Genomic DNA, 15,833 nt, shown 5'->3' on the forward strand with positions numbered 1-15,833 from the left:
CAGGCCGGGCCGCTCGGACGTGTCCGGCGGCGGCGGCGCGTGCCAAGGTTTCTCGGTCGGACTACCGGGGGACGAGGACGCAGCACATGACCAAGTTCGTGTACGACTTCGCCGAGGGTGACCGCGACCAGAAGGACCTGCTCGGCGGCAAGGGCGCCAACCTGGCCGAGATGACCAATCTCGGTCTGCCGGTACCGCCCGGGTTCACGATCACGACGGAGGCCTGCCGGGTCTATCTCGCCGAGGGCAGCGAGCCGCCCGGGCTGGCCGACGAGGTCACCGAGCACCTCGTCGCACTCGAGAAGGCGATGGGCAAGCAGCTCGGCCAGGCCGACGACCCGCTGCTCGTCTCGGTGCGCTCCGGCGCGAAGTTCTCGATGCCCGGGATGATGGAGACCGTCCTCAACGTCGGTCTCAACGACAGCTCGGTGCACGGGCTCGCCGCCCAGGCCGGGGACGATCGCTTCGCCTGGGACTCCTACCGGCGCCTCATCCAGATGTTCGGCGCGACGGTGCTCGACATCGACGCCGAGCACTTCCACGACGCCCTCGAGGACGCCAAGAAGGCCAAGGGCACCAGCAACGACCTCGACCTCGACGCCGGCGACTTCAGCGCGCTCGTCGAGACGTTCAAGGGTGTCGTCCGCGAGCACGCCGGGCGCGACTTCCCGCAGGACCCGCGCGAGCAGATGGACCTCGCGATCCGCGCGGTCTTCGACTCGTGGAACTCGGCACGAGCCGCGATATACCGTCGCCAGGAGCGCATCCCCGCCGATCTCGGCACCGCGGTCAGCGTCTGCTCGATGGTCTTCGGCAACCTCGGCATGGACTCCGGCACCGGCGTCGCCTTCACCCGCGACCCGGCGTCGGGCGAGCAGGGCATCTACGGCGACTACCTGCAGAACGCCCAGGGCGAGGACGTCGTCGCCGGCATCCGCAACACCCTGCACCTCACCGAGCTCGAGCGGATCGACAAGGCCGCCTACGACGAGCTCCGGGGGATCATGACGACCCTCGAGCGTCACTACCGCGACCTGTGCGACATCGAGTTCACGATCGAGCGCGGCAAGCTCTGGATGTTGCAGACCCGCGTCGGCAAGCGCACCGCTGCGGCGGCGTTCACCGTCGCGGTCCAGCTCGTCGACGAGGGCCTCATCGACATGGACGAGGCGCTGCAGCGCGTCACCGGCCACCAGCTCGCCCAGCTGATGTTCCCCCGCTTCGACCAGGACGCCGTGAAGGAGCGGCTGACGACGGGGATGAACGCCTCGCCGGGCGCGGCCAGCGGGATCGCGGTGTTCGACTCGCCGACCGCGGTCCGCCGCGCGAAGGGCGAGAAGGTCGTCCTCGTCCGCCGCGAGACCAACCCCGACGACCTCGACGGCATGATCGCCGCCGAGGGCGTGCTGACCAGCCGGGGCGGGCGGACCTCGCACGCCGCGGTCGTCGCCCGCGGGATGGGCAAGACCGCGGTCTGCGGCGCCGAGGAGCTCGAGGTCGACGTCCGCGCGAAGAAGATGACGATGCCCGACGGGCGCGAGATCGTCGAAGGCGACACGATCTCCATCGACGGCACCAACGGGGAGGTCTATCTCGGCGAGGTGCCGGTGGTCTCCAGCCCGGTCATGGCCTACTTCGAGGGCACGTCCACCGAGCGCGGCGAGCTCGTGGACGCCGTCGACCGGATCATGCGCCACGCCGACGGCGCCCGGCGGCTGCGCGTGCGGGCCAACGCGGACACCGGCGAGGACTCCGCGCTCGCCCGCACCTTCGGCGCCGAGGGCATCGGCCTGTGCCGCACGGAGCACATGTTCCTCGGCGAGCGCCGCGAGCTCGTCGAGAAGCTCGTGCTGGCCGAGACCCGCGAGGACCGCGAGAAGCAGCTCCAGGCGCTCCTGCCGCTGCAGATCGAGGACTTCACCGCGATCTACCGGGCGATGGCGGGCCTGCCCGTCACGATCCGGCTGCTCGACCCGCCGCTGCACGAGTTCCTGCCCGACTACACCGACCTGTCGGTCGAGGTGGCCCTCGACCGCGAGCGCGGCGAGCTCACCGAGGAGAAGGAGGAACTGCTCGCCAACGTCCGGCGCCTGCACGAACAGAACCCGATGCTCGGCCTGCGCGGCGTGCGCCTGGGCATCGCGGTGCCCGGGCTGTTCGCCATGCAGATCCGCGCGATCACACGGGCGGCGGCGACGCTGGCCGCCGAGGGCGTCACGGTGCTCCCGGAGATCATGGTGCCGCTGGTCGGCACCGTGCAGGAGCTGCAGGCGGTCGCGGCGGAGATCGCCGAGGTGGTGGCCGAGCCGGAGTCGGCCGTGGACGGGCGGCCCGTCGAGCACCAGATCGGGACCATGATCGAGCTGCCGCGCGCGGCGCTCGTCGCGGCCCAGATCGCCGAGACCGCGCAGTTCTTCTCGTTCGGCACCAACGACCTGACCCAGACGACGTGGGGCTTCTCCCGCGACGACGTGGAGAGCTCGTTCTTCTCCGACTACCTGGAGTCGGGGATCTTCGGGGTCTCGCCGTTCGAGTCCCTCGACACCGAGGGCGTCGGTGAGCTCGTCGAGATCGCGTCGTGGCGCGGCCGCGAGGTCCGCCACGACCTCAAGCTCGGCATCTGCGGCGAGCACGGCGGCGACCCGGACTCGGTGCACTTCTTCCACCGCGCGGGCCTCGACTACGTGTCCTGCTCGCCGTTCCGCGTGCCGGTGGCGCGTCTCGAGGCCGGGCGCGCGGCGACGGCGTCGGGAGGCTGACGGACGATCTCGGGTCGTCGCGTCACGTGTGCTCCGCGTGACGGAGGCCCCCCTCCGAACGGAGGGGGGCACGACTGTCCGTACCGGTCTCTTTCGGGCGCCGACATCCGGCGCGGAGGGGTCGCGACGCCGCAGAATCGGCCCCGCGTCACCGATCGTTCCGCGCTTGCGGAATCAGGGCTGAAAAGGGCTCCCACCTCGGAGTTCGATCGCACCGGCCGGGCCCGCAGTGGATGTTGCGCTGCCCTCGCGAGGGGGGTGTGATGTGTCCGCCACCACGCCGGAGGTGGTCGGCAACCTGCGCTCGTCCCCGCCCGGTCGGGCGCGGTTCTCACTACCACCACGTCCTCGGCGCACGACGGTCGGTCTCCGGTACCTCGTCGGGCGAGCCGAGTGAGGAGAGGTCCATGGCACGCATCCGGACCACCGTCGACGGCCTCGTCTACGAGGACGACGTCGAGCCCCGCATGCTGCTCGTCCAGTACCTGCGGGAACGGCTCGGCAAGACGGGCACGGTGATCGGCTGCGACACGAGCAACTGCGGCGCGTGCACCGTCCACCTGGACGGCCTGAGCGTGAAGTCCTGCTCGGTGCTGGCGGTGCAGGCGAACGGCGCCGAGGTCCTCACCATCGAGGGTCTCGAGCGTGACGGGCAGCTGCACCCGATGCAGCAGGCCTTCCACGACAACCACGCCCTGCAGTGCGGCTACTGCACGCCCGGCATGATCATGCAGTCGATCGACCTGCTCGGGGACAACCCGGACCCGTCGGAGCAGGAGATCCGCGAGGGCATCGAGGGCAACCTCTGCCGTTGCACCGGCTACCAGAACATCGTGCGCGCCGTCCAGGACGCGTCGTCGAAGATGAAGCCGGGCAGTGCGCCCTCCGCCGAGGCCGGCGCCAAGCAGACGGTCGCCGGGGGTGGCGCCTGATGACGACGACGGAGCAGCCGGCCCCGGAGATCGGCCGGGACCGGCGGCGCAAGGAGGATCGTCGGCTCATCACCGGGCGCACCCGGTGGACCGACAACCAGGCCCTCACCGGCCTGCTGCACCTCTCGATCGTCCGCAGCCCGTTCGCGCACGCGAACATCAAGGGCATCGACACCTCGGCGGCCCAGCAGGTCCCCGGCGTCGTCGCGGTGTACTCGGCGGCCGACATCGGCGCCGACCAGGTGCAGCTGCCCTGCGCCTGGCCGATCACCAAGGACATGAAGGCCCCGCAGCGCCCGGCCCTGGCCGGCAGCCGGGTCAACTTCGCCGGCGAGGGCGTCGCCGTGGTGGTCGCCCGCAGCGCGGCGATCGCCAAGGACGCCGCCGAGCTCGTCGAGGTCGACTACTCCGAGCTCGAGCCGGTCCTCGACATGGAGAAGGCGCTCGAGGACGGCGCCCCCCTCGTGCACCCGGAGATCGGCACGAACGCCAACGCGCAGTGGGTGTTCGACTCCGGCGAGGCGGGCTCCGGCGGCAGCGTCGCCGAGGCCCTGCGCAAGGCCGAGTCGGACGACGACCAGATCATCGTGCGGCGCCGCTTCCGCCAGCAGCGCCTCGTGCCGGTGTTCATGGAGCCGCGCTCCACGGTGGTCGACCCCAACAGCGAGCAGCTGACGATGTGGTCGTCCACCCAGGTGCCGCACATCCTCAAGACGATGCTCGCGCTGACGCTCGGCCTGCCCGAGCACAAGATCCGCGTCATCGCCCCGGACGTCGGCGGCGGGTTCGGCGGCAAGATCGCCGTTGCGCCCGAGGAGGTCCTCACGCTGCTGGTGGCCCGCAAGCTGGGCAAGCCGGTGAAGTGGACCGAGACCCGCTCCGAGTCGCTGCTCACCGCCCACCACGGCCGTGACCAGGTCCAGGAGCTGGCCATGTCGGTCACCAAGGACGGCAAGATCACCGGCCTGGACGTCAAGCTGATCGCCGACATGGGCGCCTACCTCGGCCTCGTCGGGCCGGGCGTGCCGATCCTCGGCGCGTTCATGTTCAACGCGATCTACAAGATCCCGGCCTACCGCTTCGACTGCACCAACGTCTTCACCACCAAGACGCTCACCGACGCCTACCGCGGCGCCGGCCGCCCGGAGGCCACCTTCGGCATCGAGCGCCTGATGGACGAGGCGGCCCTCGAGCTGGGTATGGAGCCCCTCGAGTTCCGCGAGAAGAACTGGATCTCCCACGAGGAGTTCCCGTTCACCACGGTCAGCACGCTGACCTACGACACGGGCAACTACGAGGCCGCCACCGAGCAGGCCAAGCAGATGTTCGACTACGACGGGCTGCGCCGTGAGCAGGCCGAGCGGCGCCGGCGCGGCGACGTCAAGCAGCTCGGCATCGGCATCTCGACCTTCACCGAGATGTGCGGCCTGGCCCCGTCCCGCGTGCTCGGCTCGCTCGACTACGGCGCCGGCGGCTGGGAGACCGCGTCCATCCGGATGCAGCCCACCGGCAAGGTCGAGGTCGTCGTCGGCGTCAGCCCGCACGGGCAGGGCCACGAGACGGCGTTCTCGCAGATCGTCGCCGACCAGCTCGGCGTCCCGTTCGACGACGTCGAGATCCTCCACGGCGACACCCAGTCGTCGTACAAGGGCCTCGACACCTACGGCTCGCGCTCGCTCGCCGTCGGCGGCGTCGCCGTGGTCAAGGCGGCCGAGAAGGTGATCGAGAAGGCCAAGCCGATCGCGGCGCACATGCTCGAGGCCTCCGAGGGCGACCTCGAGTTCTCGGGCGGCAGGTTCACGGTCAAGGGCACCGACAAGGGTGTGGGCATCCAGGACATCGCGCTCGCGGTGTTCGCGGCCCACGACTACCCCGAGGGCATCGAGCCCGACATCGACGCCCACGCGACGTTCGACCCCGAGAACTTCTCGTTCCCGCACGGCACACACCTGTGCGCCGTCGAGGTCGACACCGAGACCGGCTTCGTCGAGATGTACAAGTACGTCTGCGTCGACGACGTCGGCAACGTCATCAACCCGCTGATCGTGGAGGGCCAGGTCCACGGCGGCCTGGCGCAGGGCATCGCCCAGGCCCTCTACGAGGAGGCCGCGTACGACGACCAGGGCACGCTGCTCTCGGGCACGCTGGTCGACTACACGCTGCCCACCGCGGCGGACCTGATCCACTTCGACACCGCGAACACCACGACCGCGTCGACCACCAACCCGCTCGGGGTCAAGGGGGTCGGCGAGGCCGGGACGATCGCCTCCACCCCGGCGGTCGTGAACTCGGTGCTCGACGCGATCCGCCACCTCGGTGTCTCCGACGTCGAGATGCCCACGACCCCGTACCGGGTCTGGACGGCCATACAGAGAGGACAGCACGCCGATAGGGACGCCAAGGGCACCGCGAGCCGCGCGGACGAGGCGAACGTCGCCTCGCCGGGCGCGGGCCTCGGCTCCACCGCCCGTGACATGCCCGAGGGAGGCAACCTGTGATCCCGGCCCAGTTCGACTACGTCCGGCCCACCACCGTCGAGGAGGCGGTGCAGGCCCTGCGTGACGGCGGCGACGACGCCAAGCTCCTGGCCGGCGGTCAGAGCCTGCTGCCGGTGCTCCGGCTCCGGATGGCCGACCCGTCGCTGATCATCGATCTCGGCGGGATCGCGGAGCTCAAGGGCGTCCGCGAGGACGGCGACTCCGTCGTGGTCGGGGCGATGACCTCGCACTACGACGTCGCCCGTGACGACACCCTGCGCCAGCACGTCGCCCTCATCCAGGAGGCGACGAAGACGGTGGCGGACCCGCAGGTCCGCCACCGGGGCACGCTCGGCGGGGCCCTGGCCCACGCCGACCCGGCCGGCGACCTCGCGGCGCCGGCGCTGGCCCTCGACGCGCAGTTCGTCATCGCCGGCCCCGGCCCGAACGGATCCGGGGCCGCGACCCGCACGGTCGCGGCCGCGGACTTCTTCGAGGACTACTTCACCACCGCCATCGGCGAGGGCGAGCTCCTCACGGAGATCCGCTTCCCGAAGTACACCGGGTGGGGCGCGCGGTACGAGAAGTTCAACCGGGTCGCCCAGGCCTGGTCGATCGTCGCGGTTGCGGCCACCGTCAAGGTCGACGGCGGCTCGATCACCGACGCGCGCATCGGTCTCACCAACATGGCGGGCACGCCGGTGCGTGCCCGTGGTGTGGAGGCAGCGCTGGTCGGGCAGTCGGCAACCGAGGAGAATGTCCGTCAGGCCGCCCAGGCCGCCGCCGAGGGCACCAGCCCGACCGCGGACGCGGACGCCGGTTCGGACTACCGCGAGCACCTCGCCCGGGTGCTCACGGGCCGGGCCGTCCTCGCGGCCGTGGGCTGACCACGTCGACCACTCGCTGACGACCCGATCGTCACGACGCCCCGGCCCGCCCCCGCACCGCGGGGGCGGGCCGCCGTCGTGATCCGCACCCTCTTCGAGGAGGAGCACGTGAAGCTGGAGAACGAGTTCACCGTCCCGGTGGACATCGACACCGTGTTCGACGCCCTGAACGACCCCGAGAAGGTCACTCCCTGCTTCCCGGGTGCCACCCTCGACTCGCACGACGGTGACGACTTCACCGGCACCGTGAAGGTGAAGCTCGGCCCGATCTCGATGACCTACAAGGGTAAGGGCACCTTCGTCGAGCGCGACAAGTCCAACCACAAGGTCGTCGTCGACGCCCAGGGCCGCGACTCCCGCGGCAACGGCACCGCGTCGGCCAAGGCGACGCTGACGATGGCCGACGCCGGCGGGGGCAAGACCAAGGTCACCGTCCTCACCGAGATGCAGGTGACCGGCAAGCCCGCCCAGTTCGGCCGCGGCGTCATGTCCGACGTCGGCGACAAGATCCTGGGCCAGTTCGCGTCCTGCCTCGCCGACGAGTTCGGCGCCAGCTCCGCCGGAGCGGCCGCCCCGGCTGCCACGTCGGAGGCCCCGGCGAGCGGCGGCAACGGCACGACCCCGGCGGCGGCGTCCGCCGCGTCCGGCTCCGCGGGCTCGGCCGGCGAGGCCCCGGTCGGCGCGCCCGCCGCGCCGACGCCGGTCTCGTCCGGCTCGGGGGCCCCCGCGGCCGCGGCGATGCCGACCACGGTCGCGGCGGCCGCCCAGGCCGACCAGGGCGCCAAGCCCGGCGGCTCGGTCGGCAGCACGGTCGGCAGCACGGTCGGTAGCACCGCCGGTGCCGCGGCCGGTGCCGCCGCGTCGACGGCGCGCCGCCCGCAGGCCGAGGCGATCGACCTGCTCGACAGCTCGCGGGAGGCCGTCCTCAAGCGCCTCGTGCCCGTGGGCATCGGCGCCGGCGTGCTCGCCGCGATCATCGCGATCATCCTGATCGCGCGCGGCGGCTCGAAGTCGTAGCGGTTCCTGACCGAAGGGCACCGTCGATCGGCTCGTTCGATCGACGGTGCCCTTCGGTCGTTCCGGAACGGGCAGCCTGGTGCGATGACCGCTCTCGACCCGCGCCTCTACCTCCTCGTCGACCCGGTGCACGGGCCGGCCGACCCGTTCGCCGTCGTGCGGGCCGCCGTCGACGGCGGGGTGACCGCCGTGCAGGTCCGCTCGCCGCGGGCGACGGGGCTCGCGCTGTACGAGGCGGCCCTCGGCGTCGTCATGACGCTGCGGGGCACGGGTGTCGCGGTGGTCGTCGACGACCGCCTCGACGTCGCCCTGGCCGCCGGCGCCGACGGCGTGCACCTCGGCCGTCACGACCTCCCGCCCGTCGCCGCCTTCCGGGTGGCCGGGGACGACCTCGCGATCGGCTGGTCGGTCACCGGCCCGGACGACCTGGCCGACGTGGCTCCGGACGTCGTCGGCCTGCTGGGCATCGGCCCGGTGTTCACCACGGCGACGAAGCCCGATGCCGCGCCCGCCACCGGTCTCGACGGCCTGCGCCGGCACGTCGCCGACGCCGCCGAGCTCGGTGTACCGACCGTCGCGATCGGCGGGATCGACGCCGGCAACGCCGCCGAGGTGCTCGCCACCGGCGTCGACGGGCTCGCCGTGAGCTCGGCGATCGCCGCGGCGCCCGACCCCGGGGCGGCGGCCCGCGCGCTGCGCACCGTGATCGACAGGTGCGTGACAGGCTGACCGCCGTGCACCCCGGCGCCACCAACACGATCGTCGACGTCCCCGGCCTGCAGGTCGGGCACGCGGAGCTGGTGGGGGAGGGGGCGCTGTCGGGCACGACGGTCGTGCTGCCCGGCTCCGAGGGCGCGGTGGCGGGTGTCGACGTGCGCGGCGGCGGGCCCGGCACCCGCGAGACCGACGCTCTCGACCCGCGCACGCTCGTCGAGCGCGTGCACGCCGTCGTACTCACCGGCGGCAGCGCCTACGGGCTCGCCGCCGCCTCGGGCGTCGCCGACGCCCTCGGCGCCCAGGGCCGGGGCTTCCCGGTCGGCGGGCCCGGCGAGGTGGTGCCGGTGGTGCCCGCGGCGGTGGTCTTCGACCTCGGGCGCGGCGGGCGCTTCACCGCCCGCCCCGGTGCGCAGACGGGCGCGGCGGCGCTGGGGGCCTGCACCGACGCACCGCCCGCCCAGGGCGTGGTGGGGGCGGGCACCGGGACCCTGGTCGGCGGGCTCAAGGGCGGGGTCGGTTCGGCGTCGTGGGTGCTCGCCGACGGCACGGTCGTCGCCGCGCTCGTCGTCGCCAACGCCGCCGGGTCCGCGGTGGACCCCGCCACCGGCGAGCTGTGGGGCGCCCGCCACCGCCGGGACGGCGACGCCGAGCCCCCCGCGCTGCCCGAGGACCGGGCGGCGCTGCTCCGGTCGCTGCGCGCGGCCGCCGCTCCGCCCACGCTCAACACCACGATCGGCGTCGTCGCCACCGACGCCGGGCTCACGGTGGCGCAGTGCGCGAAGCTCGCCGCCGTCGGCCAGAGCGGTCTCGCCCGGTCCGTGCGCCCCGCCCACGGGATGACCGACGGCGACACGTTCTTCGGGCTCGCGACGGCCGCGCGCCCGGCGCCCGACCTGGCCGGTGTGCAGGAGATCCTCACCGCGGGCGCCGACTGCGTGACCCGCGCCGTCGTGCACGCCGTGCTCGCCGCGCACAGCGTCGAGACCCCCGCCGGGCACTGGCGCAGCTACCGCGACCTCCTCGGCTGACCCTCGCGCGCCCACCGCGGGGCACCATGGGGGTGTGGACGGCTACCGCGAGCGCCGGGTGGCGCCGGGCGTCGTGCTCTGGAGCGCCGCCGGGGCGCCCGGGACGATCCTGCCCGACGGCTGCCTCGACCTGATCTGGAACGGCCGCGGTCTGGTCGTCGCCGGGCCCGACGGGGGTGCGCGGTTCGACGACGGCGGCGGGCGGCGCCACGTGGGCCTGCGGTTCTCGCACGGCCGCGGCCCCGCCCTGCTCGGGCTGCGCGCCGACGAGCTGCGCGACACCACCGTCGCGCTCGACGTGCTGTGGAGCGAGGCGGCCGCGCGCGAGCTCTCCGAGCGGGCGGCCGACGACCCGGCCGGCGTCCTGCGCGGCGTCGCCACCGCCACGCCACCGGGTGCCGACGAGCGCTTCGGCGCGCGCGTGTTCGGGGCGCTCGCCCGGGGCGCCGACGTGGCCGGGCTCGCCGACGACCTCGGCACCACCCCGCGCACGCTGCACCGGCGCTGCCTGCCGGTGTTCGGCTACGGGCCCCAGCACCTCGGGCGCATCCTGCGCCTGCAACGCGCGCTGGCCCGCGCCCGCGAGGGCACGCCGTGGGCCGACGTCGCCGCCGCCGAGGGCTTCGCCGACCAGCCCCACCTGGCGCGCGAGGTGCGGGCGCTGGCCGGGACGACGCCCACCCGGCTACTCGGCCGGTAGCGCCGCGAACAGGTCCACCGTCCCGCCGTCGGGGTCCTGCACGGTCGCGAAGCGCTGGCCCCAGAACGCGTCCCAGGGCTCGAGCTCGCCGTGGTGCCCGGCCTCGACCAGGGCGGCGAAGGTCGTGTCGACCTCCGCGGGCGAGTCGCACGCGAACGCGAGAGCGCTACGGGGACCGCCGGTCGGCGGGGACCAGGACGGGTCGAACGAGCGGATGGTGTCCTCGGTGTCGAAGGCGAGGCGCAGCCCGCCGCCGAGATCGACCTCGACGTGTGGCTGCGTGTCGGCCTCGGGCGGGGCGTCGATGCCGAGGCGGCGGTAGAACGCGAGCGTGGTGGCCATGTCGGCGACCACCAGCTCGACGACGGAGAGTCGGGGGGCCATGGCGCTCACCGTAGGCACCGTCCCTGCGGGAGGGCTTGGAGCGATCGGACAGGATGGTCCGGTGGTGCACGTCGAGGACCGCGCGCTGCCCTTCACCCCGCCGCTGTGTCCCGACAACCTCTTCGGCCACCTCGTCGCGACGGCGGTCCCCGGTGTCGAGGAGTGGCACGACGGCGCCTACCGGCGCAGTCTCGCGCTGCCGGGCGGGCCGGGCGTCGTCGCCCTCCGGCCGGGACCGACGGCGGTCGCGGCGACGCTGTCGGTCACCGACCCCGCCGATGCCGACGAGGCCGCGCGCCTGTCGCGCCGCATCCTCGACCTCGACGCCGACCCGGTCGCCGTCGACGCCGTCCTGCGGGCCGACCCCGCGCTGGAACGGCTCGTCGACGACGCCCCCGGCCGGCGGGTCCCCGGCTCGCCGGATCCCGACGAGTTCGCCGTGCGCGCCGTCCTCGGCCAGCAGGTGTCGACCGCCGCCGCCCGCACCCACGCCGGGCGCCTCGTGCGTGGCCGTGGCACGCCGCTGCCCGCCGAGCTCGCCGAGCTCGCCGGGCTCGCCGGAACCGGCAGCACGCTGACCCACCTCTTCCCGGACGCGCCCGCCCTGACCGCCGTCGACCCCGACGAGCTCGGGATGCCCCGCACCCGCAAGCGCACGCTGCTCACGCTCGTGCGGGCGCTGGCCGACGGCGAGGTGGTGCTCGACCCGGCCGACGTCCCCGCCGCGCGGGCCGCGCTCGGCGGGCTGCCCGGGATCGGTCCGTGGACGGTCGACACGGTCGCCATGCGGGCGCTCGGCGACCCCGACGCGTTCCTGCCCTCCGACCTCGGCGTCCGCGTGGCCGCCGAGCGCCTCGGCCTGCCGGCCCGCGACCGCGACCTCGTCGCCCGCGCCGAGCCCTGGCGGCCCTACCGCGCGTACGCCACCCAGCACCTCTGGGCCGCGCTGGACCACGCCGTGAACGTCATGCCAGGCTGATCACGTGGACACCGACGACGCACTGTGGGGCGCGCTCGACCGGGTGGCGGAGACGTCGACGCTGCTCGTGGCCTGCGCCTTCGACGGGGCGCTCGCGCCGGACGAGGGCGATCCGGACCAGGCGCGCGCCGAGCAGGTGTCGTCCGAGGCGCTCAACGTCCTCATGGCCCTGCCCGACACCACGGTGGCGATCGTGTCGGACCGGCCGTCCGACGAGGTCGCCGAGCTGATGTTCCTGTCCGGCGCCAAGGGCGGGGCGCGGGTGGTCCTGCCCGAGGGGCTCCCCGCCCTGCGCGACGAGGTCGGGGCCACCGCCCTCGTCGGCGTCGGGGTCGCGGTCGACGGGTCGTCCGGCGACGTGATCGTGGGCGTCGGCGAGGACCTCGGGCCCGGGGCGCCCTACGAGGTCGAGGACGTCGACGACGTCGCCGAGCTGCTCGAGGAGCTGGCCGGGCTGCGCCGGCGAGCCTGACGGGCTCTCGACGTCCGGACACGGCCCTGGATGTGGGCGGGAGTCAGAACAGCAGGGTGTCGCGCGCCTCGAGGTCGAGCAGAGCGCGCTTGCGGTCCAGACCGCCGGCGTAGCCGGTCAGGCTGCCGTCGGACCCGACGACGCGGTGGCACGGCACGACGATGGCGACGGGGTTGCGGGCCATCGCGCCACCGACGCGCCGCGCGTCGACCGGCCCGAGCCCGACCGCGGCGGCGAGCGTGCCGTAGCTGACCGTCTCGCCGTAGCCGACCGAGCGCAGCTCCTCCAGGACGCGGCGGTCCCAGGCGGGGTGCGCGGACAGGTCGACGGGCACGGTGAACTCCCGCAGCGAGCCGTCGAGGTAGGCGTCGATCTCGCGGCGGGCGAGGTCGAGGATCCGCTCGGCGGCCTCGTCACGGTCGGCGTCACCGTCGACGGACGAGAAACCGAGCAGCGTGAGCCCCCGCGCGGAGGCCTCGAGGTGCAGCGGGCCGATGGTGGTCTCGTGGACGACGCTCATACTCGACAGAACACCGTCCCGGTGCCGGGCGTGGCGCTCAGCCGCCCGCGAACGGTGGGAGGACGTCGAACACCGCGTCGTCGGCCAGGACCGTCGTGCGGTCGTGCACGGCGGTCTCGTCGAGCAGGAAGCTCGCGGCGCCGAGGACCCGGGCCAGGGCCTCGCCGTGGTCGGCGGCCAGCGCCGTGACGAGGTCGGCGACGGTGGCGCCGGTGGGGACCTCGAGGAGCTCGCTGCGCGTGCCGGCGGCGGCCTTGGCGCCGGCGAAGTAGCGCACCGTCACCGTGACGGTCGAGACGCGGGCGTCGGTCGACGTGGTCATCATCCTCCGATCGCGCTCATGGGCCGCTCGGGCTGCAGGAACCCCGGGTCGTCGATGCCGTGGCCGGGCTTCTTGCCCCACATGGCCACCCGCCAGGCGTCGGCGATCTCGTCGTCGGTGCCGCCGCCGCGCAGCAGGCTACGCAGGTCGTTCTCGGTGGTGGAGAACAGGCAGTTGCGCACCTGGCCGTCGGCGGTCAGGCGCGTGCGGTCGCAGTTCCCGCAGAACGGGCGGGTCACCGAGGCGATGACCCCGACCTTCGCCGGCCGGCCGTCGGGGCCGGTCCATCCGTCGACGAGGAACCGCTCCGCGGGCGCCCCGCCGCGCTCGGCGGTGTCCTCGGTGAGGGTGAACCGGGTGCGCAGCGACGCCAGCACCTGCTCGGCGGTGATCATGCGATCGCGCTGCCAGGAGTGGCCGGCGTCCAGCGGCATCTGCTCGATGATGCGCAGCTCGTAGCCCTCCTCGAGCGCCCACGCGAGCAGGTCCGGCGCCTCGTCGTCGTTGAGCCCGGGCATCAGGACCGTATTGATCTTGATCGGGTCGAGCCCGTGCTCGCGGGCGGCGCGCAGACCGGAGAAGACGTCGTCGAGCCGGTCGCGCCGGGTGATCTCGGCGAACCGCTCGGGACGCAGGGTGTCCAGCGAGACGTTGACGCGGTCGAGGCCCGCGGCGGCGAGGCGCGCGGCGCGGCGCGTCAGGCCGAGCGCGTTGGTGGTCACCGACATCTCGGGGCGCGGGGCCAGCGCCGCGGTGGCCGCGACGATGTCCTCGAGCCCCTTGCGCAGGAGCGGCTCGCCCCCGGTGAAGCGGATCTCCTGCACACCCAGCTGCTCGACGGCGACGCGCACCAGCCGCACGATCTCGTCGTCGGTGAGCGCCTGCTCGGTCGGCATCCACTCCAGGCCCTCGGCGGGCATGCAGTAGGTGCAGCGCAGGTTGCAGCGGTCGGTCAGCGACACCCGCAGGTCGGTGGCGACACGTCCCCACGAATCGACCAGGCGCGCGTCGGCGGGACGCCCGGTGGTGTCGGTGGTGGTGGCGGCCCCGGGGACGGCCGGTACGCCGAGGTCGAGAACGGTCATCACGATCCACCCTAACCGTGTCGGGCACCAGCGGTGAGCCACATCTCCGCAGGTCGGAGGCTCATTCCGCAGATGCGGCGAGCCGCGGTAGGAGAAGATCGCACGTGCGGCGGCCGGTGCGGGGAAACGGTCTGATCGGAGAGGCGCTTCACGTGCCCGCGGCCTTCCGTGGGTCGCGGAGTGCCCGCCGCCGCGAGCGTTCACACGTCGCTGGAGCCGCGCATGCCCGGCGACCGTCCCGGTCAGCCGGGGAGCAGCCCCCGCACGGCGGTGCGGGCGAGGCCGCGGGTGTCCGCGGTCGCGTCCGTCCCGCCGAAGGCGGCCAGGAACGTCGTCATCTGGCACGCACCGAGCAGGAGCAGCGCCGCCGCGCGCGCGTCGGTCCCGCGGTCGACCCGACCGAGCCGGGCCTCGGCCGCGAGGTAGTCCGCCAGCGCGTCGACGGCCACGTGCGGGCCCGTGCCGAGCCGCGCCAGGGCCGCGCGGTGGGCGGCGAGGATCGCCGGCTCCGAGAACAGCGAGGCGCCCATCGGGAACGTCTCGCGGTAGAAGGCGACCGCCTCGGTCGCCACCTCGACGAGGATCTCCTCGACGTCCGCCGTGCCGACGCGCGCGGGCAGACCGTCGAGGACGTCGGTGAACCGCGAGGGCACCCGCTCGACGAGCACGGCGACGAACAGCGCGGTCTTGTCCTCGAAGTGCTTGTACAGCGCGGCCTCGGAGAAGCCGGCCTCGCGCGCGATCTCCTTCGTCGTGGCGCGTGCGACCCCGCGGTCGCGCATCACGGTGAGGGCGGCGTCGAGCATGCGGTCCCGCGTCGACCGGCTTGACGCGTCCCTCGGCACGCCGTCATCCTAGGTTGGTGAGTACTCACTCACCACAGGAGGGGTCGTGCGGATCGTGGTGCTGGGGGCGTCCGGCCGGACCGGGCGCGAGGTCGTGACGCAAGCCGTCACGGAGGGGAACGACGTGGTGGCGGTCGCCCGCGCGGGGTCGGACGTCCCGGCCGGCGTGACCGTCGTGCGGGCCGGGTTCGACGATCCCGACGCCCTGGACGGCGCGGTCCGCGGCGCCGACGCGGTGGTCTCCGCGCTGGGCGCGCGCGGCCGCGGCCCGACGACGGTGTGCGCCGACGGCGTGACGGCGGTTCTCGCGGCGATGACGCGGACCGGGGTGCGTCGGCTCGTCGTGGTCAGCGCGGCCGGGCTGCCCGGCGAGGGCGACGACCTCGCCGCGCGCCTGTTCGTCAAACCGGTCCTGCAGCGGGTGTTCCGCCACCCCTACGCCGACATGGCCCGCATGGAGGAGATCGTCCGCGCGAGCGACCGCGACTGGACGATCGTGCGCCCGCCCCAGCTCACCGACGGTCCGCGCACCGGGAGCTACCGCCGCACCCTCGACCGCCACCTCGCGAAGGGGCACCGCGTGGCCCGCGCCGACCTCGCCGAGGAGCTGCTCCGGCTCGCTCGGGAGGGTGACGCGGTGGGCCACCTCGTGGCGGTCGCGGACTGAGACCTCGCTCGGACGGGTGACACGCCGGGTCCGCGGGTCCCC

At 73.9% G+C, this 15,833-nt stretch carries 16 protein-coding genes; 11 read left to right on the forward strand and 5 right to left on the reverse strand.

Annotated features, from left to right (window positions below):
* Positions 1-86 precede the first annotated feature (86 nt).
* The 8 genes from ppdK (at position 87) to AC2A1K_RS17080 (ending at position 10,517) form a co-directional block, all read left to right on the forward strand.
* Positions 87-2,759: a pyruvate, phosphate dikinase gene (gene ppdK / locus AC2A1K_RS17045; protein ID WP_483897494.1), complete on the forward strand. Its 2,673-nt coding sequence runs from the start codon at positions 87-89 to the stop codon at positions 2,757-2,759.
* Positions 2,760-3,166: 407 nt separating this feature from the next.
* Complete coding sequence (locus AC2A1K_RS17050) at positions 3,167-3,691, forward strand: (2Fe-2S)-binding protein (RefSeq protein ID WP_483897495.1); 525 nt, start codon at positions 3,167-3,169, stop codon at positions 3,689-3,691.
* Complete coding sequence (locus AC2A1K_RS17055; protein ID WP_483897496.1) at positions 3,691-6,189, forward strand: xanthine dehydrogenase family protein molybdopterin-binding subunit; 2,499 nt, start codon at positions 3,691-3,693, stop codon at positions 6,187-6,189. Before AC2A1K_RS17050 ends, AC2A1K_RS17055 begins: the two co-directional genes overlap by 1 nt.
* Positions 6,186-7,055 carry an FAD binding domain-containing protein gene (locus AC2A1K_RS17060; protein WP_483897497.1) on the forward strand — a complete coding sequence of 290 codons (870 nt, stop codon included), beginning with the start codon at positions 6,186-6,188 and terminating at the stop codon, positions 7,053-7,055. Before AC2A1K_RS17055 ends, AC2A1K_RS17060 begins: the two co-directional genes overlap by 4 nt.
* Positions 7,056-7,163: 108 nt before the next feature.
* Positions 7,164-8,072: an SRPBCC family protein gene (locus AC2A1K_RS17065; protein WP_483897498.1), complete on the forward strand. Its 909-nt coding sequence runs from the start codon at positions 7,164-7,166 to the stop codon at positions 8,070-8,072.
* Positions 8,073-8,156: 84 nt separating this feature from the next.
* Entirely contained in the window at positions 8,157-8,801 is a 645-nt protein-coding gene (gene thiE / locus AC2A1K_RS17070; RefSeq protein ID WP_483897499.1) for a thiamine phosphate synthase, read from the forward strand.
* The gene (locus AC2A1K_RS17075; protein WP_483897500.1) at positions 8,786-9,817 is read left to right on the forward strand and encodes a P1 family peptidase; all 1,032 of its coding nucleotides are present in this window, start codon (positions 8,786-8,788) and stop codon (positions 9,815-9,817) included. The genes thiE and AC2A1K_RS17075 overlap by 16 nt, the downstream gene beginning before the upstream one ends.
* A 34-nt stretch (positions 9,818-9,851) precedes the next feature.
* Positions 9,852-10,517 carry a helix-turn-helix domain-containing protein gene (locus AC2A1K_RS17080; RefSeq protein WP_483897501.1) on the forward strand — a complete coding sequence of 222 codons (666 nt, stop codon included), beginning with the start codon at positions 9,852-9,854 and terminating at the stop codon, positions 10,515-10,517.
* Here AC2A1K_RS17080 and AC2A1K_RS17085 read toward each other — a convergent pair.
* Positions 10,503-10,901, reverse strand: a complete 399-nt coding sequence (locus tag AC2A1K_RS17085) for a VOC family protein (RefSeq protein ID WP_483897502.1) — start codon at positions 10,899-10,901, stop codon at positions 10,503-10,505. The genes AC2A1K_RS17080 and AC2A1K_RS17085 overlap by 15 nt on opposite strands.
* A gap of 61 nt (positions 10,902-10,962) precedes the next feature.
* Between AC2A1K_RS17085 and AC2A1K_RS17090 the strand changes: the two genes are divergently transcribed.
* Together AC2A1K_RS17090 and AC2A1K_RS17095 are read left to right on the forward strand one after the other, a co-directional pair.
* Positions 10,963-11,880: a DNA-3-methyladenine glycosylase family protein gene (locus AC2A1K_RS17090; RefSeq protein WP_483897503.1), complete on the forward strand. Its 918-nt coding sequence runs from the start codon at positions 10,963-10,965 to the stop codon at positions 11,878-11,880.
* 4 nt (positions 11,881-11,884) lie between these two features.
* Positions 11,885-12,352, forward strand: coding sequence for a hypothetical protein (locus AC2A1K_RS17095; protein WP_483897504.1), 468 nt, complete (start codon positions 11,885-11,887; stop codon positions 12,350-12,352).
* A 43-nt stretch (positions 12,353-12,395) separates the two neighbouring features.
* On the opposite strand, the gene AC2A1K_RS17100 is transcribed toward AC2A1K_RS17095, so the two are convergent.
* The 4 genes from AC2A1K_RS17100 to AC2A1K_RS17115 form a co-directional block, all read right to left on the reverse strand.
* Entirely contained in the window at positions 12,396-12,872 is a 477-nt protein-coding gene (locus tag AC2A1K_RS17100; RefSeq protein ID WP_483897505.1) for a methylated-DNA--[protein]-cysteine S-methyltransferase, read from the reverse strand.
* A gap of 37 nt (positions 12,873-12,909) precedes the next feature.
* A complete protein-coding gene (locus AC2A1K_RS17105; protein WP_483897589.1) occupies positions 12,910-13,194 on the reverse strand; it encodes a MoaD/ThiS family protein in 285 nt (94 codons plus the stop codon).
* Positions 13,194-14,279, reverse strand: coding sequence for a GTP 3',8-cyclase MoaA (gene moaA / locus AC2A1K_RS17110; RefSeq protein ID WP_483897506.1), 1,086 nt, complete (start codon positions 14,277-14,279; stop codon positions 13,194-13,196). The genes AC2A1K_RS17105 and moaA overlap by 1 nt, the downstream gene beginning before the upstream one ends.
* A gap of 242 nt (positions 14,280-14,521) precedes the next feature.
* The gene (locus AC2A1K_RS17115; protein ID WP_483897507.1) at positions 14,522-15,085 is read right to left on the reverse strand and encodes a TetR/AcrR family transcriptional regulator; all 564 of its coding nucleotides are present in this window, start codon (positions 15,083-15,085) and stop codon (positions 14,522-14,524) included.
* Between the two features lie 85 nt (positions 15,086-15,170).
* Between AC2A1K_RS17115 and AC2A1K_RS17120 the strand changes: the two genes are divergently transcribed.
* Complete coding sequence (locus AC2A1K_RS17120; protein ID WP_483897508.1) at positions 15,171-15,791, forward strand: NAD(P)-dependent oxidoreductase; 621 nt, start codon at positions 15,171-15,173, stop codon at positions 15,789-15,791.
* Positions 15,792-15,833 lie beyond the last annotated feature (42 nt).

The sequence above is a fragment of the Actinomycetospora sp. 2LY8.5 genome (assembly GCF_057180585.1).

What these genes read in the sequence shown, in the direction of transcription:
- AC2A1K_RS17105 (WP_483897589.1), bottom strand. Translation starts at nt 13,194, where the DNA reads ATGACCACGTCGACCGACGCCCGCGTCTCGACCGTCACGGTGACGGTG.
- ppdK (WP_483897494.1), top strand. Translation starts at nt 87, where the DNA reads ATGACCAAGTTCGTGTACGACTTCGCCGAGGGTGACCGCGACCAGAAG.
- moaA (WP_483897506.1), bottom strand. Translation starts at nt 14,279, where the DNA reads ATGACCGTTCTCGACCTCGGCGTACCGGCCGTCCCCGGGGCCGCCACC.
- AC2A1K_RS17100 (WP_483897505.1), bottom strand. Translation starts at nt 12,872, where the DNA reads ATGAGCGTCGTCCACGAGACCACCATCGGCCCGCTGCACCTCGAGGCC.
- thiE (WP_483897499.1), top strand. Translation starts at nt 8,157, where the DNA reads ATGACCGCTCTCGACCCGCGCCTCTACCTCCTCGTCGACCCGGTGCAC.
- AC2A1K_RS17085 (WP_483897502.1), bottom strand. Translation starts at nt 10,901, where the DNA reads ATGGCCCCCCGACTCTCCGTCGTCGAGCTGGTGGTCGCCGACATGGCC.
- AC2A1K_RS17115 (WP_483897507.1), bottom strand. Translation starts at nt 15,085, where the DNA reads ATGCTCGACGCCGCCCTCACCGTGATGCGCGACCGCGGGGTCGCACGC.
- AC2A1K_RS17055 (WP_483897496.1), top strand. Translation starts at nt 3,691, where the DNA reads ATGACGACGACGGAGCAGCCGGCCCCGGAGATCGGCCGGGACCGGCGG.
- AC2A1K_RS17050 (WP_483897495.1), top strand. Translation starts at nt 3,167, where the DNA reads ATGGCACGCATCCGGACCACCGTCGACGGCCTCGTCTACGAGGACGAC.